General features: G+C 42.7%; 24 protein-coding genes. 10 read left to right on the forward strand and 14 right to left on the reverse strand.

Translation table 11 applies throughout. From position 1 onward, the window contains the following. Window positions 1-116: 116 nt before the first annotated feature. Entirely contained in the window at window positions 117-653 is a 537-nt protein-coding gene (locus tag AC0VYE_RS33355) for a PadR family transcriptional regulator (RefSeq protein ID WP_076266454.1), read from the forward strand. Between the two features lies 1 nt (window position 654). Next, complete coding sequence (locus AC0VYE_RS33360; RefSeq protein ID WP_475445121.1) at window positions 655-2178, forward strand: DHA2 family efflux MFS transporter permease subunit; 1524 nt, start codon at window positions 655-657, stop codon at window positions 2176-2178. Between the two features lie 62 nt (window positions 2179-2240). Here the strand turns inward: AC0VYE_RS33360 and AC0VYE_RS33365 are convergent, their stop codons facing one another. Further along, complete coding sequence (locus AC0VYE_RS33365; RefSeq protein WP_475445123.1) at window positions 2241-2948, reverse strand: DUF421 domain-containing protein; 708 nt, start codon at window positions 2946-2948, stop codon at window positions 2241-2243. 172 nt (window positions 2949-3120) lie between these two features. Between AC0VYE_RS33365 and pepT the strand changes: the two genes are divergently transcribed. Then, window positions 3121-4353 carry a peptidase T gene (pepT, locus tag AC0VYE_RS33370; protein WP_475449815.1) on the forward strand — a complete coding sequence of 411 codons (1233 nt, stop codon included), beginning with the start codon at window positions 3121-3123 and terminating at the stop codon, window positions 4351-4353. 62 nt (window positions 4354-4415) lie between these two features. Here pepT and AC0VYE_RS33375 read toward each other — a convergent pair whose 3' ends face one another. After that, a complete protein-coding gene (locus AC0VYE_RS33375) occupies window positions 4416-4820 on the reverse strand; it encodes a winged helix-turn-helix transcriptional regulator (RefSeq protein ID WP_339205642.1) in 405 nt (134 codons plus the stop codon). A 156-nt stretch (window positions 4821-4976) separates the two neighbouring features. Here AC0VYE_RS33375 and AC0VYE_RS33380 point away from each other — a divergent pair, with 156 nt between their 5' ends. The 3 genes from AC0VYE_RS33380 (at window position 4977) to AC0VYE_RS33390 (ending at window position 8136) form a co-directional block, all read left to right on the forward strand. Continuing rightward, window positions 4977-6182, forward strand: coding sequence for an MFS transporter (locus AC0VYE_RS33380; RefSeq protein ID WP_076266459.1), 1206 nt, complete (start codon window positions 4977-4979; stop codon window positions 6180-6182). Beyond that, complete coding sequence (locus AC0VYE_RS33385; RefSeq protein ID WP_475445126.1) at window positions 6179-7024, forward strand: aldo/keto reductase; 846 nt, start codon at window positions 6179-6181, stop codon at window positions 7022-7024. Before AC0VYE_RS33380 ends, AC0VYE_RS33385 begins: the two co-directional genes overlap by 4 nt. A 182-nt stretch (window positions 7025-7206) precedes the next feature. Next, entirely contained in the window at window positions 7207-8136 is a 930-nt protein-coding gene (locus tag AC0VYE_RS33390; protein WP_475445128.1) for a metallophosphoesterase family protein, read from the forward strand. 33 nt (window positions 8137-8169) lie between these two features. Here the strand turns inward: AC0VYE_RS33390 and AC0VYE_RS33395 are convergent, their stop codons facing one another. Next, entirely contained in the window at window positions 8170-8763 is a 594-nt protein-coding gene (locus AC0VYE_RS33395) for a DUF1349 domain-containing protein (RefSeq protein ID WP_475445130.1), read from the reverse strand. Between the two features lie 93 nt (window positions 8764-8856). Beyond that, window positions 8857-9210: a VOC family protein gene (locus tag AC0VYE_RS33400; protein WP_475445132.1), complete on the reverse strand. Its 354-nt coding sequence runs from the start codon at window positions 9208-9210 to the stop codon at window positions 8857-8859. Between the two features lie 214 nt (window positions 9211-9424). Between AC0VYE_RS33400 and AC0VYE_RS33405 the strand changes: the two genes are divergently transcribed. Together AC0VYE_RS33405 and AC0VYE_RS33410 are read left to right on the forward strand one after the other, a co-directional pair. Then, window positions 9425-10567 (forward strand): acyltransferase, encoded by a 1143-nt coding sequence (locus tag AC0VYE_RS33405; RefSeq protein WP_475445134.1) that lies wholly within the window; start codon window positions 9425-9427, stop codon window positions 10565-10567. A gap of 188 nt (window positions 10568-10755) precedes the next feature. Next, window positions 10756-11379 carry an acetate uptake transporter gene (locus tag AC0VYE_RS33410; RefSeq protein WP_475445136.1) on the forward strand — a complete coding sequence of 208 codons (624 nt, stop codon included), beginning with the start codon at window positions 10756-10758 and terminating at the stop codon, window positions 11377-11379. Between the two features lie 140 nt (window positions 11380-11519). On the opposite strand, the gene AC0VYE_RS33415 is transcribed toward AC0VYE_RS33410, so the two are convergent. The 6 genes from AC0VYE_RS33415 to AC0VYE_RS33440 form a co-directional block, all read right to left on the reverse strand. Beyond that, window positions 11520-12374 carry a MurR/RpiR family transcriptional regulator gene (locus AC0VYE_RS33415; RefSeq protein WP_441878316.1) on the reverse strand — a complete coding sequence of 285 codons (855 nt, stop codon included), beginning with the start codon at window positions 12372-12374 and terminating at the stop codon, window positions 11520-11522. Window positions 12375-12386: 12 nt separating this feature from the next. After that, entirely contained in the window at window positions 12387-13286 is a 900-nt protein-coding gene (locus AC0VYE_RS33420; RefSeq protein WP_305953873.1) for an ROK family protein, read from the reverse strand. 3 nt (window positions 13287-13289) lie between these two features. Further along, window positions 13290-13979: an N-acetylmannosamine-6-phosphate 2-epimerase gene (locus tag AC0VYE_RS33425; RefSeq protein ID WP_475445139.1), complete on the reverse strand. Its 690-nt coding sequence runs from the start codon at window positions 13977-13979 to the stop codon at window positions 13290-13292. A gap of 209 nt (window positions 13980-14188) precedes the next feature. Further along, window positions 14189-14530: a zinc ribbon domain-containing protein YjdM gene (locus AC0VYE_RS33430; protein WP_475445141.1), complete on the reverse strand. Its 342-nt coding sequence runs from the start codon at window positions 14528-14530 to the stop codon at window positions 14189-14191. A gap of 111 nt (window positions 14531-14641) precedes the next feature. After that, entirely contained in the window at window positions 14642-15619 is a 978-nt protein-coding gene (locus AC0VYE_RS33435; RefSeq protein ID WP_076266467.1) for a ring-cleaving dioxygenase, read from the reverse strand. A 209-nt stretch (window positions 15620-15828) separates the two neighbouring features. Then, the gene (locus AC0VYE_RS33440; protein WP_076266468.1) at window positions 15829-16185 is read right to left on the reverse strand and encodes a nucleotide excision repair endonuclease; all 357 of its coding nucleotides are present in this window, start codon (window positions 16183-16185) and stop codon (window positions 15829-15831) included. A gap of 229 nt (window positions 16186-16414) precedes the next feature. Here AC0VYE_RS33440 and AC0VYE_RS33445 point away from each other — a divergent pair, with 229 nt between their 5' ends. Beyond that, window positions 16415-17098, forward strand: a complete 684-nt coding sequence (locus AC0VYE_RS33445) for a response regulator transcription factor (RefSeq protein WP_475445144.1) — start codon at window positions 16415-16417, stop codon at window positions 17096-17098. Window positions 17099-17105: 7 nt separating this feature from the next. Further along, on the forward strand, window positions 17106-18767 hold the full coding sequence (locus tag AC0VYE_RS33450) for a sensor histidine kinase (RefSeq protein ID WP_475445146.1): 1662 nt from the start codon (window positions 17106-17108) through the stop codon (window positions 18765-18767). Between the two features lie 124 nt (window positions 18768-18891). Here the strand turns inward: AC0VYE_RS33450 and AC0VYE_RS33455 are convergent, their stop codons facing one another. The 4 genes from AC0VYE_RS33455 to AC0VYE_RS33470 form a co-directional block, all read right to left on the reverse strand. Beyond that, window positions 18892-20706, reverse strand: a complete 1815-nt coding sequence (locus AC0VYE_RS33455; protein WP_475445148.1) for an ABC transporter ATP-binding protein/permease — start codon at window positions 20704-20706, stop codon at window positions 18892-18894. Continuing rightward, window positions 20703-22655 carry an ABC transporter ATP-binding protein/permease gene (locus AC0VYE_RS33460; RefSeq protein ID WP_475445150.1) on the reverse strand — a complete coding sequence of 651 codons (1953 nt, stop codon included), beginning with the start codon at window positions 22653-22655 and terminating at the stop codon, window positions 20703-20705. The genes AC0VYE_RS33455 and AC0VYE_RS33460 overlap by 4 nt, the downstream gene beginning before the upstream one ends. A 429-nt stretch (window positions 22656-23084) precedes the next feature. Further along, complete coding sequence (locus tag AC0VYE_RS33465; protein ID WP_475445152.1) at window positions 23085-23840, reverse strand: SDR family NAD(P)-dependent oxidoreductase; 756 nt, start codon at window positions 23838-23840, stop codon at window positions 23085-23087. Window positions 23841-23899: 59 nt separating this feature from the next. Then, entirely contained in the window at window positions 23900-24643 is a 744-nt protein-coding gene (locus AC0VYE_RS33470) for an SDR family NAD(P)-dependent oxidoreductase (RefSeq protein WP_076266473.1), read from the reverse strand. Window positions 24644-24791: the final 148 nt, after the last annotated feature.

Raw genomic sequence — 24791 nt, forward strand, 5'->3', positions numbered from 1 at the left:
AATATTGACACCACCTATATCGGAGTGATATATTATGAATCGTAATATAAATATGGATATTTATTACACCTATACCCATTCTATCCTAAGTAAAATGACAAGGAGGCACATTTGCTTTGAACAGTCAGGACGTTATTTTAGGCATGCTTATGAAACGATCATTATCTGGTTATGAAATCAAGCAATTGTTCGAGGATATTTTCGCTTATTTCTATAGCTCAAGCTATGGAACGATTTACCCGATGCTGCATCGGATGGAGAAAGAGGCATTGATCACGAAGGAAAATGTGCTTCAAGAGGGCAAACCGAATAAAAATGTGTTCACCATCACAGAGGCTGGGAAAAGCAGATTTTACGAATATCTGCATAGCCCGATGGAAACAGATACGGTTAAATCAGATTTCCTGATGCGGCTTTATTTTGGCCAGCTGGTAGGCAATGACATGGTAGTTAAGTGGTTGAAGCAAGCACAGGAGTATACACAGACACAGCTCGACCAGCTGCGCGATAAATACGCCCTATATAAAAGCACCATGCAGCCCGGACATATCATATGCATTGAAATCGGAATTAAGGAATATAGTGCTAAGCTGGAAGCGATCCAAGAGGGGCTGGATCGTATGGATAAATTAGAACAGGAAAAGAGGGTTTAGGATGGAAAAATCACGTTCAAACAATAACCTCATCATTCTTGCCATGGCACTAGGGTTATTAATGGCATCTTTGGACAATACGATTGTAGCCTCCTGCATTAACAAGCTAAGTCAGGACTTTAACATTTTCGATAAAGTCAGCTGGGTTTTTACGGCCTATATGCTGGCAGCAACAAGCACGATGCTGGTGTTCGGCAAGATGTCCGACCTATTCGGCAGAAAAATGTTTTATATGATTGGTATTGGCTTGTTCTTGATCGGCTCCGCCCTATGCGGTATCGCTCAAAGCGCCGATCAGCTCATCTGGTTCCGCGTCATTCAAGGGATTGGCTCCGGCGCCTTGTTCCCAATCAGCTTTACGATTATTTATACGATATTTAAAGACCCGAAGGATGCAGCAAAAATGTCCGGTGTATTCGGTGCGATCTTCGGCCTATCCTCCGTTGCAGGCCCGCAGCTCGGCAGCTTCATTGCTGAACACTTTGGTTGGAGATGGAACTTCTATATCAACATTCCCATCGGTTTGGCATCCATGATTGTTCTAATGATTGCGCTCAAAGAAACACGTTCCGAGAAAAAACCAAAAATCGATTATTTGGGAACCTTGTTTTTGATCATTACGACGGTCTCTTTAATGCTGGCGCTCGAATGGGGCGGCAAAAACTACGCATGGAGCTCCTGGCAGGAAATTAGCTTGTTCACAATCTCAGCTGTAGTCGGCGCTTTATTTATTTTTGTCGAGCTGCGTGCCCCTGAACCCGTCCTTCCTCTGAGCATCTTTAAAAATAAGATGGTTTTGGGCACAAGTATTCTTTGCTTCTGCCAAGGAGTCATTATGTTCTCCGCCATTACGTATTTGCCTAGCTTTACGGTAGGGGTGTTAGGACATAGCAACTCAAACGGCGTATTGACGCCTATGATGGCCTCGTTAATCGGGGGTGCTATTCTATTTGGTTTCCTGCAATCCAAATTCGCCTTCCGTACACTCATGCTGTTCACTATGCTAATGACCATTATTGTAGCTACGCTGCTTTCTACAGTTAGCGCTCATGCTTCCAGCGGCTATATGATTGTACTTATGATTCTGCTTGGCTTTGGCGCCGTCGGTCCTCTAATGAGTGTCGCACAGAGCTCGATTGCTGCAAACGTTGATCCTAAATATATGGGTGTCAGCTCATCTATCGTCGGCTTCTGGCGCAACATTGGCGGCATATTGGGTGCATCTATTATGGCGACGATTGTGAACAACAACTTGCATCGGTTAATTACGGCGGGTGCAGATAAGGCTGGCATTCCTTCCGACAAAATCAATACACTCGCCAATCCGGAACTGCTCATGCGAGCAGGTGGTCAGCTAGACCCGCAAATACGCAAGTTTCTGCAAGAGGCGCTGGCAACAGCGATCAATCACGGCTTTATACTCAGCATTTGTGTTGGCAGCATTGGCTTAATCACCGCAATGTTTGTTGGTGCAAGCAGACTCGGAGCCACAAAAAAAACAACGACCAGCGCTACACACATATAGAGGTAAACGGACAGGCAACGGTAATCTGTGATTTGCGATGCAAATTACCGTTGCGTGCATCTTTATTCTTCATCCGTAGGTTTTTGTATACCGTCTTCATAAAAGTCAAAGATGAGCTGCTTCTTTGTCCCTCTTACCGCGTAGAAAACGTCAGATATTTTCTTTCCTTTTTGTCTCAGTTCGTTTTCCAGCCATTCCTTCGTCAGCCCATTCTCCTTCATTTCTTTTTCCAAAAGTGAACCATCCATAATCAATTCAATGGGAAACTCCTGCTTGTTTAATTGAAGCTTCATGTCCTTTTTCGTGACAAGCTGATACTCGTCTTTTTTTAGTACAGACACCATTCCATTATCCTCAAGAACTGCATATTCAACCTCATCCATATTAAAAATCCCATTTTCTCTTAAAGCTTGATCCAAAGAATCCAAAGTGTATCTGACCTTCTTCATATTATTCTCAAGAATCTTCCCGCCTTCAATGAGTACCGTTGGGGAACCTGAAATCCAGCTTCGTAATTTACGGCTCTTTAAAGCAACGACAGATAACAGATAAGACGTAACGGTCATAACCGCGAGTGACAAAATGATATGCGTCCATTTCAACGTATCATTGAATGCCAAGTTGGCTGCAAGTGCCCCTATCGTAATGCCAGTCACAAAATCATGAAACGTCATGTTGGAAATCGTCTGTTTCCCCAATATTCTAGCTACTAATAGAAGCAGTAAAATAGCAACAATCGTACGTATTAAAATATCCATATAGGTATGCATGCCGTGATTCCACCTCTGCTCTCATTGTTTCCCAAGCGATTTGAAAAAAATCATGGAACAGCGTATCATCTTTAAAGTGAACAGATTAGAGACCACTTCTAGTGACGATTGAAGATACGTCGCTTTTGTATTGTATTTTGCTATATGACTATTTGTATTGGAGCTGAGAATGATGAAAACCGAGATTATAAACAGATTTATCACTTACGCGCAGGTGGACACACAGTCCGATGAAAGCAGCGAAACCTGCCCTTCCACGCCCGGACAATTGACGCTAGCTAATATGCTGGTAGAAGAATTGAAAGCAATCGGCATGCAAGAGGTTACGATAGATGCTAACGGCTATGTCATGGCTACCCTTCCAGCCAATACGGATAAAGAGATCCCAACCATCGGTTTCCTTGCGCATATCGATACAGCAACTGACTTTACTGGCACTAACGTCAAGCCGCAAATTATTGAACAATATGACGGGAACGACATTATCTTAAATGAAGCACAGCGCATCATTATGTCGCCGAACGACTTCCCAGAGCTGCACGGCTATAAAGGTCATACTTTGATTACAACAGACGGCACGACACTGCTTGGTGCAGACGATAAAGCAGGCATAACTGAGATCATGACGGCGATGGCTCATCTCATTAATCATCCTGAGTTGAAGCACGGCAAAATAAGAGTAGCCTTCACTCCTGATGAAGAGATCGGCCGAGGTCCGCATAAGTTTGATGTACAAGCCTTTGATGCGGTCTATGCCTATACAATGGATGGAGGTCCGCTGGGCGAGCTTCAATACGAAAGCTTTAATGCCGCTGGCGCTGTCATTATATGCAAGGGCAAAAACGTGCATCCCGGAACGGCCAAAGGCAAAATGATCAATGCCGCCAAAATGGCGATGGAGCTCCACGCAAAACTGCCGGCTAATGAAACACCTGAGCAGACAGAAGGCCATGAAGGCTTCTACCACCTGTCATCCATTCAAGGCGACGTCGAGCAAACGGAGCTTCATTATTTGATACGTGATCATGACCGCAACCGATTTAATGAAAGAAAGCTGGAGCTAACTCGTATCGTAGAGGAACTGAAAGCGAAGTACGGAGAAGAACGTATTGTGCTTGAAATAAAAGATCAATACTACAATATGAAGGAGAAAATCGAGCCGGTAATCCAAGTCGTAGACATCGCAGAGCAAGCGATGATCAACCTCGGCATTACCCCGCTAATCGAACCGATTCGCGGCGGCACAGACGGCTCGCAGCTTTCCTACATGGGATTGCCGACACCGAATATCTTCACCGGTGGAGAAAATTATCATGGCCGATTTGAATATGTATCGGTTAACAATATGGTACAAGCCGTCAATACGATTATTGAAATCGTTAAGCTGTACGAACAAAAAGCTTAATAATCGTCATAAACAAATAGGCTGTCGTCCACTTGACGACAGCCTATTTGTTATTAGATGGATTAACAAAGCACATCTTCTTCCTGTTCGACGATATCCATCTCAAGATTATTTAGGCCATTGTCTTCCAATACGGCAGCCTTATTGCCGTATTCTTTAATAATATGGATCTCGCCCCATGAGCAAAGGGAGTCCAATATCGATTTTAAGCTCCATCCGTATTCACTGAGCTCATATTCAACCCGCGGCGGGACCTCATTGTAGCTTATTCGATTCACGATGCCATCTTGCTCCAGCTCTCTCAGCTGCTGCGTTAACATCTTTTGTGTAATGGAGGGCATAATACGTTTGAGATCACTCGTTCTTTTTTTGCCATGCGTTAAGTGACAAAGGATTACGCATTTCCATTTCCCTCCAATAACCTCGAGGGTCGCTTCCACTGAAATATTGTATTTTTTCTTAATCATAGATATATCCTCCCCAACCAAGCTATAGCCTACTGTTCATGCATTTATTACTTTTTAGTACCTATAGCACTTCAAAGTACGTACTGTTCATTACTGCCTAAACCCATCATAATAGCACTTACCGGCCGGCAATACCATACAAAAGGGGTTATACAAATGGCATTAGATAAAAAAAGAAGTACCCTGGCGCTTCTAGCGTTAGCCATAAGCGCCTTTGCGATTGGGACAACAGAGTTCATCAGTGTAGGGCTGCTTCCGCTTATATCTGAAGACTTGAATATATCGGTTACAACATCGGCACTAACCGTTACGTTGTATGCTCTTGGGGTTACTTTTGGAGCTCCAATATTAACATCTTTAACATCTACGATTCCGAGAAAAACATTATTGTTTTGGATCATGATTGTTTTTATTGCTGGAAACAGCCTTGCGGCATCGGCAAGCGGCGTTGGCATTTTACTTACCGCACGCGTCATCTCAGCACTGGCTCATGGCGTATTTATGTCGATTGGCGCTACTATTGCAGCCGATCTCGTTCCCGAGAACCGCAGAGCTAGCGCAATCGCAATTATGTTCTCCGGACTCACTGTAGCAACCGTTACAGGCGTACCGTTAGGTACTTGGATTGGACAGCATATGGGCTGGCGTGCTGCTTTTGTTGGCATAGTTCTTATTGGCGTTATCGCTTTTATTGCCAATATGGTGTTGATTCCTTCCGATTTGCGCAAAGGAACTCGAACACCGCTGCGCGAGCAGATAAAACTGGTAACGAATGGAAGATTGCTGCTTGCATTCGCGATTACTGCTATTGGGTACGGGGGTACGTTTGTTGTCTTTACTTATTTATCCCCGTTGCTTCACGATATAACCGGATTTAAGGAAAGTACGGTAGCGGCCATTCTTTTGGTATACGGCATCGCCATCGCCATCGGCAATGTCATCGGTGGGAAAGCTGCCAATAAGAAGCCGATCACCGCCTTGTTTTACATGTTTATTTTGCAGGCTATCATACTCTTTGTTCTTACCTTCACCGCACCGTTTAAAGTGGTTGGCTTAATTACGATTATCTTGATGGGTCTATTTGCATTCATGAACGTGCCCGGCTTGCAAGTGCATGTCGTGATGCTCGCTGAACGTTATGCGCCGAAGGCGGTAGATGTCGCATCGGCTGTCAATATCGCTGCGTTTAACGCTGGTATCGCCATTGGCGCCTATTTGGGCGGTGTTATTACGGACTCGATGGGACTTATTCATACGGCTTGGGTTGGCGGATTGATGGTTCTCGGCGCTGTAATTTTAACCGGCTGGGCTAGAGCTTTAGAAAAAAAAGATGAAACAAAACACAGGAGGGCTTCACTATGATCGCAAAAAATTTACAGGATACAACTACACTTCACAACGGTGTTCAAATGCCTTGGTTTGGTCTTGGCGTCTTTAAAGTTGAGGATGGCACGGAGCTGGTCGAGTCCGTCAAAGCAGCGATTAAAAATGGTTACCGCAGTATTGATACCGCAGCTATTTATGGCAATGAAACAGGTGTCGGACAAGGCATTCGTGAAGCTATGGCTGAGTATAACGTGACGAGAGAAGCACTTTTTGTCACATCAAAGGTTTGGAATGCTGATCTCGGATATGAATCTACACTGGCGGCTTACGAAACTACGCTTAATAAACTCGGTTTAGACTATCTTGACCTGTACCTGATTCATTGGCCTGTAGAAGGCAAATTCCAAGAGGCGTGGAGAGCTTTGGAGACCCTTTACAAGGATGGCCGAGTCAAAGCCATTGGCGTAAGCAATTTTCAGATTCATCATTTGGAGACGTTAATGAAAGATGCTGCCGTTAAACCGATGATCAATCAAGTGGAGCTCCATCCGCAGCTAACGCAGAAAGAGTTAATCGACTATTGCAAGAAACAAGGCATTCAAATCGAAGCATGGTCTCCGCTTATGCAAGGTCAGCTGTTAGATCATCCTGTTCTTAAGGAGATTGCTGAGAAGCATAATAAATCCATTGCTCAAGTCATTCTGCGCTGGGATTTACAGCATGGCATTGTAACGATTCCGAAGTCAACGAAAGAGCATCGCATCATCGAAAATAGTAATGTATTTGATTTTGAACTATCTGAGAGTGAGCTGTCCCGGATAGACGCTCTGAACCAAAATCTTCGGGTGGGTCCAGATCCCGACAACTTTGATTTTTAATATCATAGCGGAACAACAATAGGGCTGTCCCAAACGCAGATACATCTACGTTTGGAACAGCCCTTATTTAATCATGCCTTATTGCAGGATAATGCGGAATGATATCGAAATGAATGAACGTAAACCATTGTTTACATATTTTTGGCGGAAATCATTCGATTGAGATCCAAGTGGAGGGTACTATGGCTAACTTAAACTTTCGAGAAGATGGCACATTCAAAATTGTTCAATTTACAGATCTGCACTGGCAAAACGGGCAGCAAGAGGATTTACAAACCTATTCTCTAATGAAGAACGTCCTGCAAGAAGAATCACCGGATTTGGTGATCTTTACCGGTGACGTTATTTATAGCGAGCATTGTACGGATAGACAAGAGTCCTTTAAAAATGCCGTCAAAGCAGCGGAAGAATTTAATATCCCCTGGGCAGCTGTATTTGGCAATCATGATACCGAGGTTGGCACCACCAGAGAAGAGCTTATTCGCTTGCAGCAGGAAAGACCACTCAGCTTAACAGAAATGGGCCCTAGCCTGGGGGATCGTGCGGGAAATTATGTGCTGGAAATCCATTCTAAAAATAATAGCAGCCCCGCTGCCGCATTATATTTATTGGATTCAGGCGAGTATGCCGATCAGCCCGTTGGCGGCTATGCATGGGTAACTCACAGCCAAATTGGCTGGTATAAGGAGCAATCCGCTCGTTTGACGAAACAAAACAATGATGTGCCACTGCCTTCGCTTGCTTTTTTCCATATCCCTGTGCCCGAATATAACGAGGTGTGGAATGAGCATACCTGCTATGGGCAGAAGCACGAGGGCGTAGCGAGTCCAAAAATCAATTCTGGACTTTTCACAGCATTTCTTGAAATGAAAGATGTCCGCGGTACGTTCGTGGGGCATGATCATATCAATGATTACTGGGGTGAGCTTCATGGTATCCGTCTATGTTATGGAAGAGCTACGGGCTATAACACCTATGGAAAAGAGGGTTTCCCGCGTGGTGCTCGGATCATACAATTGACCGAAGGGGAAGCTGACTTTCAAACATGGCTTAGACTAGATGATGGATCTGTTGTCGTCAATCAGCCAGAACATCTTCCTGAGAAAGGTTAATTTCAACCATTAGGACAATAAACTGAAAATTTGTTACTTATGATCTTTCCATTGGCATTCCGTAAATTTCATTTCTGTGAAAACGGCTTTAAATGAGGATTGTTCTGGACTGCAAGCATAAATACCAATCTGTATATTGTCTGCTCCTTCAAAAAGGTGTGCAATACGCATTTGCTTATAGTGAATGCCATCATAAGAGTTTTCAATACAATAATCGCTTTCACGCCGGCTTAGTCTGTAATACATCAATTTCTTTGTTGCAGAAATATCCGTAGTTGCCCAATCAGAATAGCCTAAGTTCGTTACAACACTTCCTAATCTTTGGTATTCTTCATTTTCATATTCAATAGAAGCCTTTATCCAGTTATCACTATTTTGATAGATAATTACGCCGCACTGGTCGAAGCGTTGTTTACTGTCAAATTCCGTTTTTACTAAAAATGAAAAGTATTTCTCATTGGTTTTCATTAACAAAGCAGGAGCATTATTATTTTGAAAGCCATAATAGGTTCTTTGCCAAAAATCTGTTCCAGCTTCTGTTTTAATCACAATTTCTCCATCTGTAATCGTATATTCTTTAGGCTCGTGTACCCAGAATAAGTGATCTCTTTGAAATGTTACATCCATTTTGATTCCTCCATAAATTCTAATTTATCTATTACTTAAACGAGGCTACCGATTCATGCCGGTAGCCTCGCCATAGTGATGGTTAAGTTATAGTTACCCGTTTTTCTCCCAAAGCTCGATCAATCGACCTTCCGGGTCTTCAATCCAAATAAACTTCCCAAATTCGCTAACCTCTAAGTTCTTTGCAAGAGGTACACCCATATGTTCAAGATGCTGAATAGTCTCGTTTACATTATGTACTTGGAAATTTATCATCACTTGTTGTTCTAATGGAAAATAACTGTCATTCTCGTTAAAAAAAGAAAAAATAGTCTCATTTCCGGATTCGGGTTTTATCATCGTCCCATTCCAATTCCCTATTTCAAGCTTCAACACTTCACTGTACCATTTTGTTATCATTTCAAGATTTTTAGTTCTCCAAAATATTCCGCCAAAACCTTTTATCATGGTATCTAACTCCTGTCTGTCATTAGATTTTTAGCTATCCGATTACATTAGATATTCGAGATTTAAATTTAAGCTCCTTTTTCAATTTTCCTGCCCGCGCACATTTTCTCCACAAACTACTACATTATAATTTTCCACTTCTGTGCTATACTAGCTTGTCAGCATTTTAGCAACAAATATTGTTAAATTATCAACTAACTCACGAGGTGCATAAATGTCTCAACCGCCAGCTAAGAAGGCGCTTTTGACTGAGCTTGAGAGCCTACGCGCATTTGGCATACTTGCTGTCATTATGATTCACGCGACATCCTCTTCAGTAGTCAATTCCGATCCTAACTCCACACTGTTTTTGATTCTTGTCCTGTTTAATACGTTATCCAAATTCGCCGTGCCTCTCTTCATTCTGATCAGCGGCATATCTCTTTTCTACAATTACAATGATAAACCATTAAACAAACAAACAGCTACGATGTTCTACAAGAAACGCATCACTAAAATTATGCTGCCGTTTCTCCTATTTTCGTTTATGTATTATGCCACTATCATCTATTTCAGATACGGATTTATTAATTTCGAGCAGTTTGTCTCTTATTTTCAAACTTGGGATTTTCTCGTTAAATTGCTGATTGGAAAAACCTATGCTCATTTGTATTTTATCTTTATTATTATCCAGTGTTATTTGCTCTTCCCTGTACTTTGGTATGTAATGCGGAAATGGCCGCGTCTCGTCAATTGGCTAATCACAGGCGGACTTCTCATTCAGTGGGTTTATATGCTGAACGCCAAGGAAATGGGAATCAAATACGTCACCAGCGGTTTTTTCGCATACAGCTTGTACTTTTGTATCGGGGCTTATATAGGAATCAACTATACGAGGTTTTATGCCTTCTGGGAGCGCAAACGCAGCAGCATTGCTTTACGCAGCACATTAATTCTAGTAGTAGCCATTTCCGGCACGATCAACGTGATCTACTTTTTGCGTGAGGCGCAGGGAAAACTACTATTTAACGATAGCTTTTTGGTACAAATAAAAAATGAAATTTATATTACTTCGGCTTGTTTGCTGCTTATTCATCTTGCCCTTCGGATTAAGGCATCCCGTATGGAATATTTGAAATCGGTACTTATTCATCTCAGCCATGCGTCATTTGGCATGTATTTGCTGCATCCGATGTTCCTCAGATATTACCGTATGATGGATGTGAATGGGAGTCCGCTCGTTTACGGAGCATGGATTGCAGGAGGCTTCTTCCTGGCTTTAATTGGCTCATGGATCATCGTTGCTTGGGCTGGAAAAATGAAAGGACATTGGGTTTTATTCGGACCTATCCCCAAACAGAAATCGCTCGGACAGTAGCCAAAAGGCTGAATTTAAAACATTTATGTGACGCCCCTCTGCTGAAACAAGGCAAAAGGGGCGTTTTCAATAATTTCCCCCTATGCGAGCTAGGTCTTTTCCGTTAAACTAGAAATTCTGGTATCGGCAGAATCAACTATACTATTGCAGGTTTACCCCTGAAAACTATTGGAGGTTTCTTTTCTAACATGCATAATGAACATCATTCCAATGTCAAAATTGTAACAGCCGACCCAAGCGCCATCGGCTTATTTGGGCTGGCTATCGTTACGCTCGTAGCTTCCTCACAGAAGCTCGGCTTAACTGACGGTCTAAGCCTCGTTATTCCATGGGCGGTTTTTCTAGGCGCCTTTGCTCAGCTCTTTGCTTCTATTCAAGATGCAAAACATAACAATACATTCGGTATGACCGCCTTTGGCGCTTATGCTTTCTTCTGGATGGCGATGGCCGGCAGTTGGCTGATCAAGCTCGGTGTGTTCGGCGCTGAGCTGGCTGCAATCGCAGATAGCAAGCAGCTTGGTTTTGCTTTTGTCGGTTATCTCATTTTCTCGCTGCTAATGACTATCGGAGCAGCGGAGACCAATAAAGTATTATTCTTCATCTTCGTTCTAATTGATTTGCTTTTCCTTGGACTGAGCTTCGATGCATTCGGAGTAGCACCCGACGTGTTCCACACACTAGCTGCCTATGCGGAAATGGGTATTGCTCTCCTATCGCTATATGCCGCAGGCGCAGCTGTATTGAACACCCATTTTGGGCGTGTGTTTCTGCCAATCGGTCGGCCTTTTGGCATCTTCAAGCCTCGTTCATAATCGGAATCTCATCATTAAACTATGTTAAAGCCAGCCGCTCTTCGTGCCGATCCGCGATAGAGCGGCTTTTTCTATGAAAATCAAAAAAGAGGCAGAGTGCTTATCAACCGCACTCTGCCTCTTTTTGTTCACCGTAAGCTTTATAGCAACTTCACAGCTACCGACGCAGCCGTGCTTTCCTTATTCCTTATTGAATCTTCATAGGTTCTTTTAAAATATTCCACATACAAAACATCGAGCAAGTAAAGCTGTGAAATCTTCGCAGATAATGAGCCGCCCTGCAAAGGTCCTTCATTCGCTCCGCACAGCAGCGTCAGGTCGGAGTAAGAGGTTAGCGGCGACTTAACGAACCTCGTAATTGAAATGACGGTAGCACCGCTTTCTTTGGCCCTTTTCGCTACTTCAATCGTATCCTTTGTAGAGCCGGAATAAGAAATAACGACAGCGACATCTCGTTTCGTCATCAATGCCGCTGACATCATCTGCAGATGCGAATCGATGCTGCATTCCGTTTTGTTTGTGATACGCATAAATTTGATTTTCGCTTCCATTGCCGTCATTAAGGAGGAGCCTACGCCAAAAAATATGACCCGTTCCGCTTGGAGTAAATGCTCAATCGCCTGATCCATTTTTTCGTTATCGATTAAGTTATAGGTCTCGTTCAATGCACTTATGTTGGATGACAGCACCTTAGAGGACACTTGATCCATCGTATCATTCATCAGGACCTTGTCCGTGAGCTGCGGTATTTCGTTTTCAGCGGTGATGCTGTGTGCAAGGGCGATTTTAAAATCCTGATACCCTTTATAGCTTAACGACCTGCAAAACCGGAATACGCTGGACTCGCCCACTCCACAGTGATCTGCAAGATCGGTAATCGACATGTAGACGACACCTTCCGAGTTTTCCAGAATGTAGTCTGCTACTTTCCTTTCGGTATTCGTCAGGTTATTGTATTTCGAATGAATCGTTGTAAAAATATTAATAGTGCGCAACCGATCACCTCCCTAAATCCTGTCCATTCCGCGTAGAAATAATGATGCCGCACCTAATAAGCCAGCTTTATTTCCAAGAGATGCCTTTACGATATTCACACCCGCAAAGCTCTCCATAATTAAAGCTTTCGTTTGTTTCTCAACCATTCGAACAAGCTCATCCTGCTCCATCACTCCGCCTCCTACAATAATAGCAGGTGGATTGAAGATATGAATGAGTGAAGCCAAACCCGTGGATACTTCAGTCGTCCATGCATGCAATATTTGTTGTAATGGTTCGTTTCCTACCTGTATTTTATCAAAAAAACCTTTTCCGTCTACAATTTCAGGATCAGCTTCTTGGGCCATTCGAATTAAGGCTGTCGTTGAGGCATAAGTTTCATAAAATGATTTGCGCGTGCCGCCATTCGTTTGCGACAATGGACGGGTAAACATATGACCGAATTCAGCAGCTGAGCCGCTCGCACCACGATAGATCTGACGATTCATGACGATGGCTCCGCCAATCCCCGTCCCAAACGTTAAGCATAAGAAATCAGTAAACGACTTTGCCGCTCCAAAACACGCCTCGCCTAAAGCAGCCGCATTCACATCATTTTCAACCTTCACTGGCTTATGGAACCGATTCTCTACGATCTCTCTGACCTTCATGCCTGTATAGCTTGGGATATTCTCATTGGCATACAAGATGCAGCCCTCATCCGCGTTCACTTGTCCGGCCGTACTAATAGCGACAGCATCAAAATGCTGATACGACTCCATTTGGAAAAGCAGTTTTTCCATGAGATGCTTGCCGCCCATATGAGCTTCAGTTGCATACTCCTTGAACTGAGTGATACGGCCTCGTTCATCGCAAATGCCTATCTTCGTATGGGTACCGCCAATATCTGCCGCTAAAATATTCATTCCCATGGGCTATTCAACAGCCTTTACGAATTTTTTGGTTATTTCCATCGGTCTTGTAATGGAAGATCCCACTACAGCCGAATAAATCCCTTGGTCAAATAATCGTTTTAGTTCCTCAGGTGTTGAGATGCCTCCCTCCGCAATAATCGGAACGGATATCGTATTCACGAGCTTCTCTATCAACTGAAAATCTGGCAAAACATTATCTTTTGTTGCTTCCGTATAGCCGCTAAGAGTCGTCCCAATAATGTCAAACCCTAGCGCTGCAGCCTCGATAGCTTCAGCATAGGTCGAGCAATCCGCCATAAAGAGCTGATCTTTATACTTATCTCGTAGTAAAGGAAATAATTCCGATATCGTTGATCCGTCCGGCCTCACACGATTTGTTGCATCCATTGCGATGATATCCACGCCTTCACGGCAAAGCGCATCTACTTCCTTCATCGTAGGGGTAATGAATACGGAAGAGCCCTCATAATCCTTTTTTATAATACCGATGATTGGTAGATCCACCTGCTGCTTAATTTCCCTAATATCCTCTACGCTGTTGGCACGAATTCCTGAAGCACCGCCCAAAAATGCTGCATATGCCATTCTCCCCATAATAAATGGACTATGAAGCGGCTCATCCGGCAAGGCTTGGCAGGAAACGACCAGCTTTCTTCTTATCCTATCAAGTACATTTCTATTTGTATTCATTGGACTCCACTCCACCACTGTTTTTATTTACTCCTTGACTACTCCTGCCATCTAGGCAAAATCAACATATCATAATACCCTCATTTTGTAAATTAATTTCACCATTATTTAATTTATGAAAATTATTTTCTTCTAAACATCAATAAAAAGACCCAATAAGCTCTAAAGAGCTAATCGGGCCTCATCTATACTTGAATTAAAAACAAATACTAAATCTTCTTCACAAATTCCGACTTCAATTTCATAGCGCCAAAGCTATCAATTTTACAATCAATGTCATGATCGCCTTCAATTAAGCGGATGTTTTTTACTTTTGTGCCTATTTTGATAACGAGCGAGCTGCCTTTAACTTTAAGGTCTTTAATGACCGTTACAGAATCGCCATCGTTCAGCACATTTCCATTCGCATCTTTAATTATCCTTTTATCTTCATTGTTATCGGATTCTGATTGTAAGCTCCACTCATGACTGCATTCTGGACAGATTAGCAGACTGCCATCCTCATACGTGTATTCAGAATTACATTCCGGGCAATTTGGCAAACTAGACATAAGTTCATGTCCCCCATTCCTTATTATACATTCAAGTTCTCCTTGAAGTTGCCTTACAAGTATAGGGGATATTGTCCAATCATTCCACTGCCTCTGTCTTTTTCTAAAGCTTTATTCTTTAATAAACGCCTTCGTACTGCGAACCGTATCGATTGGACGGACTAATTTTTCGATTTCTTCACGCTTAGGCTCTAGGAAAGGAGGCAACGATAATTTTTCACCAAGCGTTTCATATGGCTCATCACCCATAAATCCTGGACCATCCGTTGCAAATTCGAATAAAATTTGCGGAGCCACTCTAGCGTACAACGATTCGAAAAAGTGACGGTTTACATAGCCGGAAGACGGCAATCGGAAGCTCTCTAGGCGCTCGATCCATTCATTCAATACGCCGCGGTCTTCAACACGGAATGCCACGTGGTGAACGGTGCCGAAGCCTTGATGCGCTTGTGGAAGCACAGCATTGTATTCCACAATAACTTGAGCTCCGTTTCCGCCTTCACCAACCTCAAATAGATGGAATGAGCCGTCTTGGTCAATTTCTTTGAACAACAGCACTTTCTCCAGCATCGTTTTGAAGTTCTCGAAATTAGAAATGCGAATGAAGATTGGTCCTAGACCCGTAATCGCGTGCTCTAACGGGATTGGTCCTTTTTCCCAAGGCACCCCTGAAGCTACCCCTTTATTATTTTCATCCGAAATCAATTGATACTGTTGGTCATCAAAGTCAACGAACGAAAGTGACTTCTTGCCAAACATCTCTTGAATACCGGTATGCTTCACATCTAGACGGTTGAATCGCTCTACCCAGTAATGCAAAGCCGCATCATTCGGAATTCGGAATGACGTTTTTGAAATTTCGTTCGTTCCATGCACGCCCTTCGGAATATGTGGAAAATCGAAAAATGTCATGTCAGTTCCTGCGTTGCCTTTATCATCTGCAAAAAACAAGTGATACGTTTGAATATCGTCTTGGTTCACCGTTTTTTTCACTAATCGCATGCCTAACACGTTTGTAAAAAAATCGTAGTTGCGCTCTGCGCTGCTTGTAATTGCCGTAACGTGATGGATACCTTTTAATTGATTCATTATATATTCCTCCATTCAATTTTAGCTTTCCCGTGGTTCATGAATACAAATCATCTTCTAAAACAATCTTTAATTTAATTATCTTTAATTTAAGATAAATATAACAGGTTTACTTTTCGATGTCAACAAGCCGCCATCTCACCCTAAACAAAAAAACAATAAGCCTCGTCCTAATGACTGCGCTCATTGCTTTGTGTTTGTCGATCTATTTATTTAAAGAACACTTTTTCTACATTGTATTTCGCTCTAAATTTGTTTATAAGGTATGTTTCGTAAATCTCGCGATCAACCGAATCCTCATTAACATAAACTTCTATTTTAGTAACCTCATTGCGATGATTTTTCATGACGGATACGGAATCCTCAAAATGTTTTTTGATACGGGGTCTTAGCTTCCGGGCCTTGCCGACAAACAACAGCTCGTCCTTATCGTTGTAAAACATAAAGAAACCGCCATGCTCCCTTGTAATCAGGTGAAAATCAGTAAAGCCATAAATATTGCTCAGCTGTGGATTAACCTGCTTGGTTATGGTTACGTCCGGCGCCGGAATCGTTATGTTGATCATAATGGTTCACTTCCTTCTTAGCGTATAGGTCTATATACTATCATAAAACGACAAATGAAAACCATTAGCAATGCAAATTAGGGGCGAATGAGCCGGTATATAGAGCAGCATTGCGTTTACAGGATCATTTCCTCCATAATGGTGGTAATTAGTGAGCTCCAAACCATAAGAATCATAATGCCCCTATGACAGTGGAATGACAAGGGCTAAAGAGGAGATTGGATCCAACATGGTGAAACAGCCCTTAATACTCATCGTTGAGGATGAGCCTCGCATGCGGGAGCTTGTTGCAGATTATTTGGAAGAAGAGGGCTACCGCATCATACAAGCAGCAAATGGCTATGAAGCGTTAGAGCATGCTCGCCATACGCCGCCTGATCTCGTTGTGCTTGATATTATGATGCCAGGGATAGATGGTTTTGAAGTATGCAAGCAGCTTCGCAGTCACTCCCAGACTATAATAATTATGCTAACGGCTAGGTCGGAGGAAGAAGATAAGTTATATGGCTACGAATTGGGTGCAGACGATTATGTAACTAAGCCATTTAGCCCCAAAGTATTGATTGCGAAAATTAAAGCCTTATTAAGCCGATGGCATGTTCATGATGGGGCCCCAGAGCTGAAGAAGCATCAAGATTTGGAAATTAATGAGCAAGCCCATGAAGTTTATCTGTACGGCAAGCTTATCGAATTGTCTCCAAAGGAATATGAACTGCTGCTGTTCTTCTACCAGCATCCAAATATCGTATTAACAAGAGATACTCTTCTTGATCGCTTATGGGGGATCGATTATTTCGGCGATGCCCGCACAGTCGATACGCAAATTAAACGTCTACGCAAAAAACTAGGAGACAAGTCTGATTACATCCAAACCGTGCGCAACAATGGTTATAAATTTCAAAACAAAACATGAGGTATTTATGAAGAGAGAGCGATTGGATTTCAAAATATTTTGGGTGACCTTGGTCGCTTTGATGTTATTTATCATCTTATGGATGGTGCTCCAGACTAAATTTTTTGGAACTTTTTATATCGAGCAGAAGTCGAATGAGCTATCTCAGCAGATGGAGAGCATTTATCATAAGTATGCATCCGGTGTTTACGATCTAAACGTCAAGCCAGAAGAGGTCGTCAGCTTCGAACAACGCTTTTACGGTGTAACAGCCACGTTGTACAAGCAAGGAAATAAAATCGACGTATATGCTGGGGGCTACAAAGCCATTCCTGCTATACCTGTGACGCCTTCCATCATCCTTAATCATGATTACGATATATCGATTCAACTCGATCCCGAGCCTTACGTCCAGCCTCCGCTGGATGATAAGAACATTAGAAGCCAATCCCACGTACCTGCAACTTATGTTAATCCCTACAGTAATCGGCTGTCAGACGCCATGAGCATTTGGCTGCAAAATAACGACCGATTCAGCACACTATCCCAAACAGGACATGTGAGCGTGACGAAAATATCATCCTTTAATGCTGATAACGAAAACATGCTACTTGCCGCAGTGAAGCTGCCGAACACCGTGAACCATAAAGGTGGAGATGCGTATTTGATTGCGCTGGCAACACTCCAGCCTGTCGGCGATGCTGTTCAAGTCATGAGCCGATTTTATATGTATTTTTACGCGCTTGCTGCCATCCCTATTTTACTTTTTGCTTATTTCCTTTCACGCACCATTACATTGCCGCTGATGCAGCTGAACAAAGTAGCAAAGCGTCTGGCCAAGCTCGATTTCACTGCATTCGTACGTATGAACCGGAAGGATGAAATCGGCCAGCTCGCGGGAACGATGAATAGCCTTGCCCGTAATCTGCAGCAAACGATGGCTGAATTGCAGGAAGCAAACTTGAAATTGCTTGATGATATTGAGAAAGAAAAGCAGCTAGAACGCATGCGCAGGCAATTCGTAGCTAGCGTATCACATGAATTAAAAACTCCGGTCAGTCTAATCCAAGGATATGCAGAAGCGCTCCAAGACAATGTAGCGAACGGGCTGAAACGCGATAAATATACGGCCGTGATTATCGAGGAATCGGAGCGGATGTCCCGTCTGGTCGCCGATTTGCTGGATCTATCCCAACTAGAGAGCGGCCGATTTGCACTGCATTGGTCAACAGTCCCGCTTTATGAAACAGTCCAATCGGTACTAACGAAAATAGCTCCACTCTTGCATGAGAAATCCATCCGTCCTCAGCTGATTGTGCTAGATGCCGAAGAACTATGGGTGCGATCAGATCGGCAGCGGCTGGAGCAAGTGCTGATCAACCTGCTTGGCAACGCTATACGCCATACCCCCGTTCAAGGACGTCTTGAAATACATATAAAGACCGAACAGTCATCCGTACGGGTAGCGCTTAAAAATGAGGGCACGCCTATTCCCGAAGAGGATCTGCCTTATATTTGGGACACTTTCTATAGAGCCGACCACTCAGGCAGCCGTGAGCTTGGAGGAACCGGCATCGGCTTGTCCATCGTAAAAGCGATTTTACAGCGACATGAAAGTGAATACGGCGTGTTTAATGAAGAGGATGGTGTAACATTTTATTTAACCCTTCCTCTTCTAGAACATAATTAACTAAGGCCAATTAGCTGAAAATATAAAAAAACAGTCTAAACCCCTATCATTCAGGAGTATAGACTGTTTTCGTTTGCGACACGATATTGCCTTTTAACATCACTAAGTATTACTTCGTAATCCTTTATTTCCGAAGAGCATCCGCCGGCTCAGCAGCAATTAGTTTCCGACTAACAATCGTACTCATTAAAAGAATAATGATAAATGTTGAAATGACAGTAATCGCAATTTGCAGGGCTTGTATGATCATTCCGCCCCCTAGCAAAAGACTATATACATAACTGATGACGAAGAACATCCCGATACTGAGAATCGTTGATGTACTAGCTAAAAGGATGTTTTCAGCAGCTAATATCCCTCTGATCCATCCTTTGTTGTAGCCGAGAGCTGCTAAAATTCCGATCTCACGGTATCTAGCATTTGTTTGTTTAGCAAGCAGTACAATGCTAATAAAAAGTGCGATGGATAAAATAAGAATGGACACAGCAAGAAAAAGCTTTTTTACGCTGTTAAAGGTTTTCTCCAGAGCAGCGACTTGCTCCACAGCCGTTTTGGTCGTTATGTTTTGTTTTTCCAAATCCTCTGTTACCGGCACAATATCCGAAAAGCTTGTCACATCATAAGAAACTGAGAATGGCCTCTCTCCTCTCTCATGCCCATACAGTGATTGCTCCACATCGGAGCTGATGAAAAAGTCATCATAACCTGCGTTATAGATACCGCTGATTGTGAGAGGGAAACTGTCTCCGTTATATTTTAGCGTTATTTTTTGACCTATGAGCTCACGGATATTATCGGTAAGTTTTCTCCCTACACTTGGCGTAATTGAAATCTCGTTCTCCCCATATCTCGGCATGATGCCATATGACATATTTTCAGTGGCTCTTGGCATGGGTATTTTCTCTTTAAAGCTAACGCTCCCTGCACTTAGGGTAAGTGCTATGTCCTTGAGCACGTATTGATAATAGACATTTTCAATTCTTTGATCCTGGATTAATAGTTTAAATGGATCTTGTTTCTCATTTAACGCAATATATCCGTTATTGAACGCGGTGTTTTTGTCTTTAAAATCAGTAATAGACTGACTCATGATGTTGCTGGATGATAGTGATACAACAAACAGCGCAATTCCTATTGCAATAACCAAGCTAACTGCCATATAACGAAATAGTCGCACTCTAAAATTTTTAACAGCACGCTTCCAAATGGAAACCTTGGCACGGTTACTCGTATGCTTTGCTTTGATTCGCTTTTGGACTATCGTTTGTTCTGCTGATATTGCTTGAGATGAAACAACCTGTATCTTCCCATTTTGGATAGACAAAACTTCATCAGCCCACGAACATATCTTTTTGTCATGGGTAATGACAACGACCAGCCGATCCCTTGCCACTTCCTTCAAGATATCCATGATTTGATTAGCTAACTCACGATCAAGTGCTCCAGTTGGCTCATCTGCGAATAATATTTGCGGATCATTCACGAGCACTCTCGCAATCGCAACGCGTTGCTTTTGCCCCCCTGATAGGTTTTCCACTTTTTCTTCTGCCTTCGTTTCGATGCCCAACTCTTTGATTAATGCAAATACCTTATCACGGTTTTCTTGCGCTGATTTCCCATTCAACTCAGCTGCGAGTAAAATATTTTCCATAACAGTATAACCGCTTATTAAATTGTAACTTTGAAAAATAAACCCGATATGGTTTTGTCGGAATTGGCAAAGCTCTGCTGGAGTCATTTCTGTAATTTTCTCATCGCATACCGTAATGTTTCCTTTGTAATTCATATCAAACCCTGCGAGCAGGTTCAATAATGTACTTTTCCCACTGCCTGATGCGCCAAGAATACAGGTAATCCCTGTATCCCGAAACGTATAGCCTATATGGTTTAAAATAGTTTGGTCACCATATTTTTTTGTTACCTCTTCTAAAATAATCATGATCTGTCACCTGACTTCAACGATTTGAATGTATTTACAGTCCCAATCACCATCGTTGTTATCAAGCTGCAAAACAAAGCAATGAGGATAATCAGACCCGCTTCTATAGCATATGATTTGGCTTCCAAAACACCCGGCGAGCCAGTAATTGAATTCATAGCCATGTTGATGAGTGGAGAGGCCAACACAAATAACACAAATACCGCTAAGCTAACAAACAAGTATTCCACGAACGTAATTTTTGTTAGATCGCTATTCCTATATCCGTTTATTTTGAAAATCGCATATTCTCTTTTACGCATAGCTGCAGTCATGAACGAAATGGCAAGCGAAACGATTAGAGACAGAATGCTAATGACAATGACAGCTGAGCCTGATTGTTCTTTCGCCTGAGCATTTAATCGAACCATATCTTCGACCAGTTCAAATCTGCCATTCGGCACAATTCCCATCGCCAGCAGCTCGTCTTTCAATGAAATCATGTCTTCAGCGCTATTTGCTCTCATCGAGAAATTAGACGTTTTGGATTTCATGTTCGCCTGTTCACGCATTTCCATAACTGATGATTTACTGAAAAAGAATGAGTCGTTTACTGGAAACTCCTTAATCTCACCATTAATCTCTACCACAGCTGTTGTATCCGCTACACCAACAATTTTGATAGTTGTACCAACTGGCATTTCAACTGGTTCTCCGGAATCCCAATTAAATAACGTCCCGCGGAGGTCAATCGTTTTGCCGATGAGATCATTATTGGAAACGCCTAAAACATCTGCCAAGCTGTTTGAGACAACCACTTCATTATGATCACCCGAGGGCATTTTACCAGCTATTAGCTTTTTGAATACAGGAACATTGTTTGAGCCCTCAATCTTGTGCTCCTTGCCATCTAAGACTACCGTAATATTATTCACTGCCTGAGCAAATACCACGTGCTTCACACGTTCATCATTTAAGTATTTTTCATAAAGGCCTGCAATGTCCTGATCCACATCGACATTCGGCTTTTGCTCTTGATCAGATTCACTTGAACTGCCTGCGCTTATAAATTTAGACGCAATTTCAATATCAAAAAGGCCCTCGCCAATCGCAGCGTACAATTCATCAAAGCTGTTTTGACTCGTGTTCTGTATACGGCCTGATGTATTCATGAATAGAAAGCTTGTCGATACCAATATGGCAATAACCAACACCGCGTATCTGCTTATTTTACTCTTTATATTGGTCATTGAGATTGACATGGTCCGTTGCACAGATAATACAGGTTTTGCTGTCATTGGAGATGGTTTTGGCTTAGCTTGTTCAACTTTGGTTTCCGACACAAGCTCGCCTTTATCAAACTCAAAAACACTGCTGTTATCGTCAAGCATCGAGCTATCATGCGTGACGATAATGACTGTACGCGTTTTGGCGATTTGCTTCAATATATTAATAATTACACTGGCTGATTTCGGGTCAAGCGCAGCTGTAGGCTCATCCGCAATAAGGACCTCCGGATTTTTCATAAGCTCTCTTGCTATAGCCACCCGCTGCTTTTGACCGCCAGATAGATTTCTAACCTTCTGCTTTGCGAGCTCATTAATTTTAAGCTGCTTCATGAGCTGAGTTATTCGTTCACCGGAAATGGTATCGTTTAAGTAAAGAGGCATTTTAATGTTATCCAATACCGATAAATCGTCGATCAAGTTAAACTCCTGCCATACGATCCCGATTTTTTTATTGTGATACTCACTCTTATCCTTTTGGCTCAGCGTTTTTAAACTTTGCTTTTTGTAATAAGCCTCCCCTTTAAAATCCTGGTCCAAACCAGCTAATATTTTGAGAAGGGTTGTTTTCCCGCTTCCTGATGCACCTACGATAAAGTTAAGCCCACCCTTGATTTCCAGAGATATATTTTTAAGTGCATATTCCTGGCCAAATAATCTGGATACATTATGAATTTCATACATGTTTATTTCTCCTATCTTTCCTTTATTATTGATGGCAGTTTATATACTATAAAGGATCAATGTGTCATTCAGGTGGCGGTACGGCAATAAAAAGAGCGTCAGAAGATAACCTATGTTTCACCATAGGTTATCCTCTGACGCTCAACTGTTTATAACGACTTATTACAACATGTTCTGCCGTGACGCGCTTTCCGACAGATGCCTCTGCTCCTCCAACGCTGAAGAATGGGGTTTCCGCTGAACCTGGAGAGTCATCCACCTTTACTTAGGTGGTCATATTCAAAGTGAAGTGATGGCGAAAACATTATAGTATCCAATTTAACTCAGACGTTCTTTCAACACGCTAGTTGATTAAAATAATTCCTTTCTCTATTTAAGGCGAGACAAAAAGTAAGGGCACCCGCGCTTGGGTGCCCTTACTTTTTTTATTTATCTCGCAGTAGCCCCGCCATCGAGAATGAATTCTGCGCCTGTTGAGAAGGATGATTCATCGGATGCCAGGAAAACAACTAAATTCGCGACTTCCTCTACCGTACCAAAACGTCCTAATGGCGCCACAATTTCAGCCAATTCAGACTCAGGTATCTTAGCTGTGTTAACAGCGTAGGCTCCCATCGCCGTATTGATGTAGGCCGGATGAATCGAATTGACGCGGACATTAGCCGGAGCGTACTCAACGGCAGCATCCTTGGTCATAATTCGTACAGCGCCCTTGCTGGCACCATATGCAATATGACCTGCAGCCCCTTTTAGACCTGCAACGGAGGAGGCATTGATGACCGACCCGCCGCCTTTCTTCGCCATAAGCGGCATAACATGCTTCATCCCAAGAAACACGCTGGTGACATTGATGCTCATCATGCGATTAAACTCGTCCAATGTCGTTTCTGCGAGAGGCTTGATGAAATAGATTCCTGCATTATTAAATAAAATATCAATTTGTCCATATGCGGATAAAGATGCGTCAACGACCTGAGTCCAGCTATCCTCATGACTAACATCATGGTGTAAAGCTAGCGCTTCACCGCCGGACTGTTGAATCTCGTCTGCTGTTTTTTTAACATTTTCAAGATTGATATCCGTTACGACAACTTTGGCTCCCTCTTTAGCAAACCGAACTGCTGTTGTTTTTCCTATACCTGTACCTGCGCCTGTAATAACAGCAATTTTGCCTTGTAATCTCATCGTTGATCCTTCCTTTCGGATTTGTCTTCCTTACGAGATCCTAGTTATCGAAATGCGAATTATACCGCTGTGTAGCCGCCATCAACAAGCAAGCTGGCACCTGTTATAAAAGAAGCATCATCGCTGGCAAGGAACAACACGGCTTTACCGACTTCTTCAGGTTTGCCAAGGCGTTTCATCGGATGCAAATCGATAAGATGCTGCGTAATTGCTTCATTCCGTCCTGCGATGAGCGGTGTATCAATGTATCCTGGGCATATTGCATTGACTCGAATGCCTTTAGTTGCATAGTCCGCACTCAGCGACTGTGTCAAAAGCTTAACACCGCCTTTCGCAGAAGCATAAGCGGTAACATTTGCTTTGCCAACGTGGCTATGGATGGAGCCGCAATTTACGATGGAACCGCCTGTGCCTTGTTCAATCATTTGCTTGATTGCATATTTATCACAGAGAAATACACCTGTTAGATTGATATCAATGGTTCTATTCCAGGCATCTAAGCTTAATAGATCAGCAGGCCCGTCCTTAGCTATACCTGCGTTTGCAAACAGAACATCCAGCTTGCCATATTTGCTCACTGTCTGGGATACCATATGAATGACGTCGTCCTCGTTGGACACGTCCGTTTTTACAAACAAGGTATCAAAGCCTTCTGTATTCAACTGATCGGAAACGCCCTGCCCATGATCAGAAAAATCCGCAATGACCACTTTCGCCCCTTCTTCGGCAAATAATCGGACGGTTACTTCGCCAATACCGCTTGCACCGCCAGTAACAATAACAACTTTATCTTGGAATCTCATGTTATCAACACTCCTTCTTATGATTCGAGCCCAAAAACGGTCTCGATTACGTTGTCCATAATCCGCCAATTTCACTCTTACTTTATAAGTACGAGTAGCTGTACCTTGATTTCATCTTATCACTGTTATAAGTTAAGATAAATTTAAA

Source organism: Pristimantibacillus sp. Z349TD_6 (assembly GCF_056173205.1).

What these genes read in the sequence shown, in the direction of transcription:
- AC0VYE_RS33360 (WP_475445121.1), top strand. Translation starts at nt 655, where the DNA reads ATGGAAAAATCACGTTCAAACAATAACCTCATCATTCTTGCCATGGCA.
- AC0VYE_RS33365 (WP_475445123.1), bottom strand. Translation starts at nt 2,948, where the DNA reads ATGCATACCTATATGGATATTTTAATACGTACGATTGTTGCTATTTTA.
- pepT (WP_475449815.1), top strand. Translation starts at nt 3,121, where the DNA reads ATGAAAACCGAGATTATAAACAGATTTATCACTTACGCGCAGGTGGAC.
- AC0VYE_RS33375 (WP_339205642.1), bottom strand. Translation starts at nt 4,820, where the DNA reads ATGATTAAGAAAAAATACAATATTTCAGTGGAAGCGACCCTCGAGGTT.
- AC0VYE_RS33380 (WP_076266459.1), top strand. Translation starts at nt 4,977, where the DNA reads ATGGCATTAGATAAAAAAAGAAGTACCCTGGCGCTTCTAGCGTTAGCC.
- AC0VYE_RS33385 (WP_475445126.1), top strand. Translation starts at nt 6,179, where the DNA reads ATGATCGCAAAAAATTTACAGGATACAACTACACTTCACAACGGTGTT.
- AC0VYE_RS33390 (WP_475445128.1), top strand. Translation starts at nt 7,207, where the DNA reads ATGGCTAACTTAAACTTTCGAGAAGATGGCACATTCAAAATTGTTCAA.
- AC0VYE_RS33395 (WP_475445130.1), bottom strand. Translation starts at nt 8,763, where the DNA reads ATGGATGTAACATTTCAAAGAGATCACTTATTCTGGGTACACGAGCCT.
- AC0VYE_RS33400 (WP_475445132.1), bottom strand. Translation starts at nt 9,210, where the DNA reads ATGATAAAAGGTTTTGGCGGAATATTTTGGAGAACTAAAAATCTTGAA.
- AC0VYE_RS33405 (WP_475445134.1), top strand. Translation starts at nt 9,425, where the DNA reads ATGTCTCAACCGCCAGCTAAGAAGGCGCTTTTGACTGAGCTTGAGAGC.
- AC0VYE_RS33410 (WP_475445136.1), top strand. Translation starts at nt 10,756, where the DNA reads ATGCATAATGAACATCATTCCAATGTCAAAATTGTAACAGCCGACCCA.
- AC0VYE_RS33420 (WP_305953873.1), bottom strand. Translation starts at nt 13,286, where the DNA reads ATGGGAATGAATATTTTAGCGGCAGATATTGGCGGTACCCATACGAAG.
- AC0VYE_RS33425 (WP_475445139.1), bottom strand. Translation starts at nt 13,979, where the DNA reads ATGAATACAAATAGAAATGTACTTGATAGGATAAGAAGAAAGCTGGTC.
- AC0VYE_RS33430 (WP_475445141.1), bottom strand. Translation starts at nt 14,530, where the DNA reads ATGTCTAGTTTGCCAAATTGCCCGGAATGTAATTCTGAATACACGTAT.
- AC0VYE_RS33435 (WP_076266467.1), bottom strand. Translation starts at nt 15,619, where the DNA reads ATGAATCAATTAAAAGGTATCCATCACGTTACGGCAATTACAAGCAGC.
- AC0VYE_RS33440 (WP_076266468.1), bottom strand. Translation starts at nt 16,185, where the DNA reads ATGATCAACATAACGATTCCGGCGCCGGACGTAACCATAACCAAGCAG.
- AC0VYE_RS33445 (WP_475445144.1), top strand. Translation starts at nt 16,415, where the DNA reads ATGGTGAAACAGCCCTTAATACTCATCGTTGAGGATGAGCCTCGCATG.
- AC0VYE_RS33450 (WP_475445146.1), top strand. Translation starts at nt 17,106, where the DNA reads ATGAAGAGAGAGCGATTGGATTTCAAAATATTTTGGGTGACCTTGGTC.
- AC0VYE_RS33455 (WP_475445148.1), bottom strand. Translation starts at nt 20,706, where the DNA reads ATGATTATTTTAGAAGAGGTAACAAAAAAATATGGTGACCAAACTATT.
- AC0VYE_RS33460 (WP_475445150.1), bottom strand. Translation starts at nt 22,655, where the DNA reads ATGTATGAAATTCATAATGTATCCAGATTATTTGGCCAGGAATATGCA.
- AC0VYE_RS33465 (WP_475445152.1), bottom strand. Translation starts at nt 23,840, where the DNA reads ATGAGATTACAAGGCAAAATTGCTGTTATTACAGGCGCAGGTACAGGT.
- AC0VYE_RS33470 (WP_076266473.1), bottom strand. Translation starts at nt 24,643, where the DNA reads ATGAGATTCCAAGATAAAGTTGTTATTGTTACTGGCGGTGCAAGCGGT.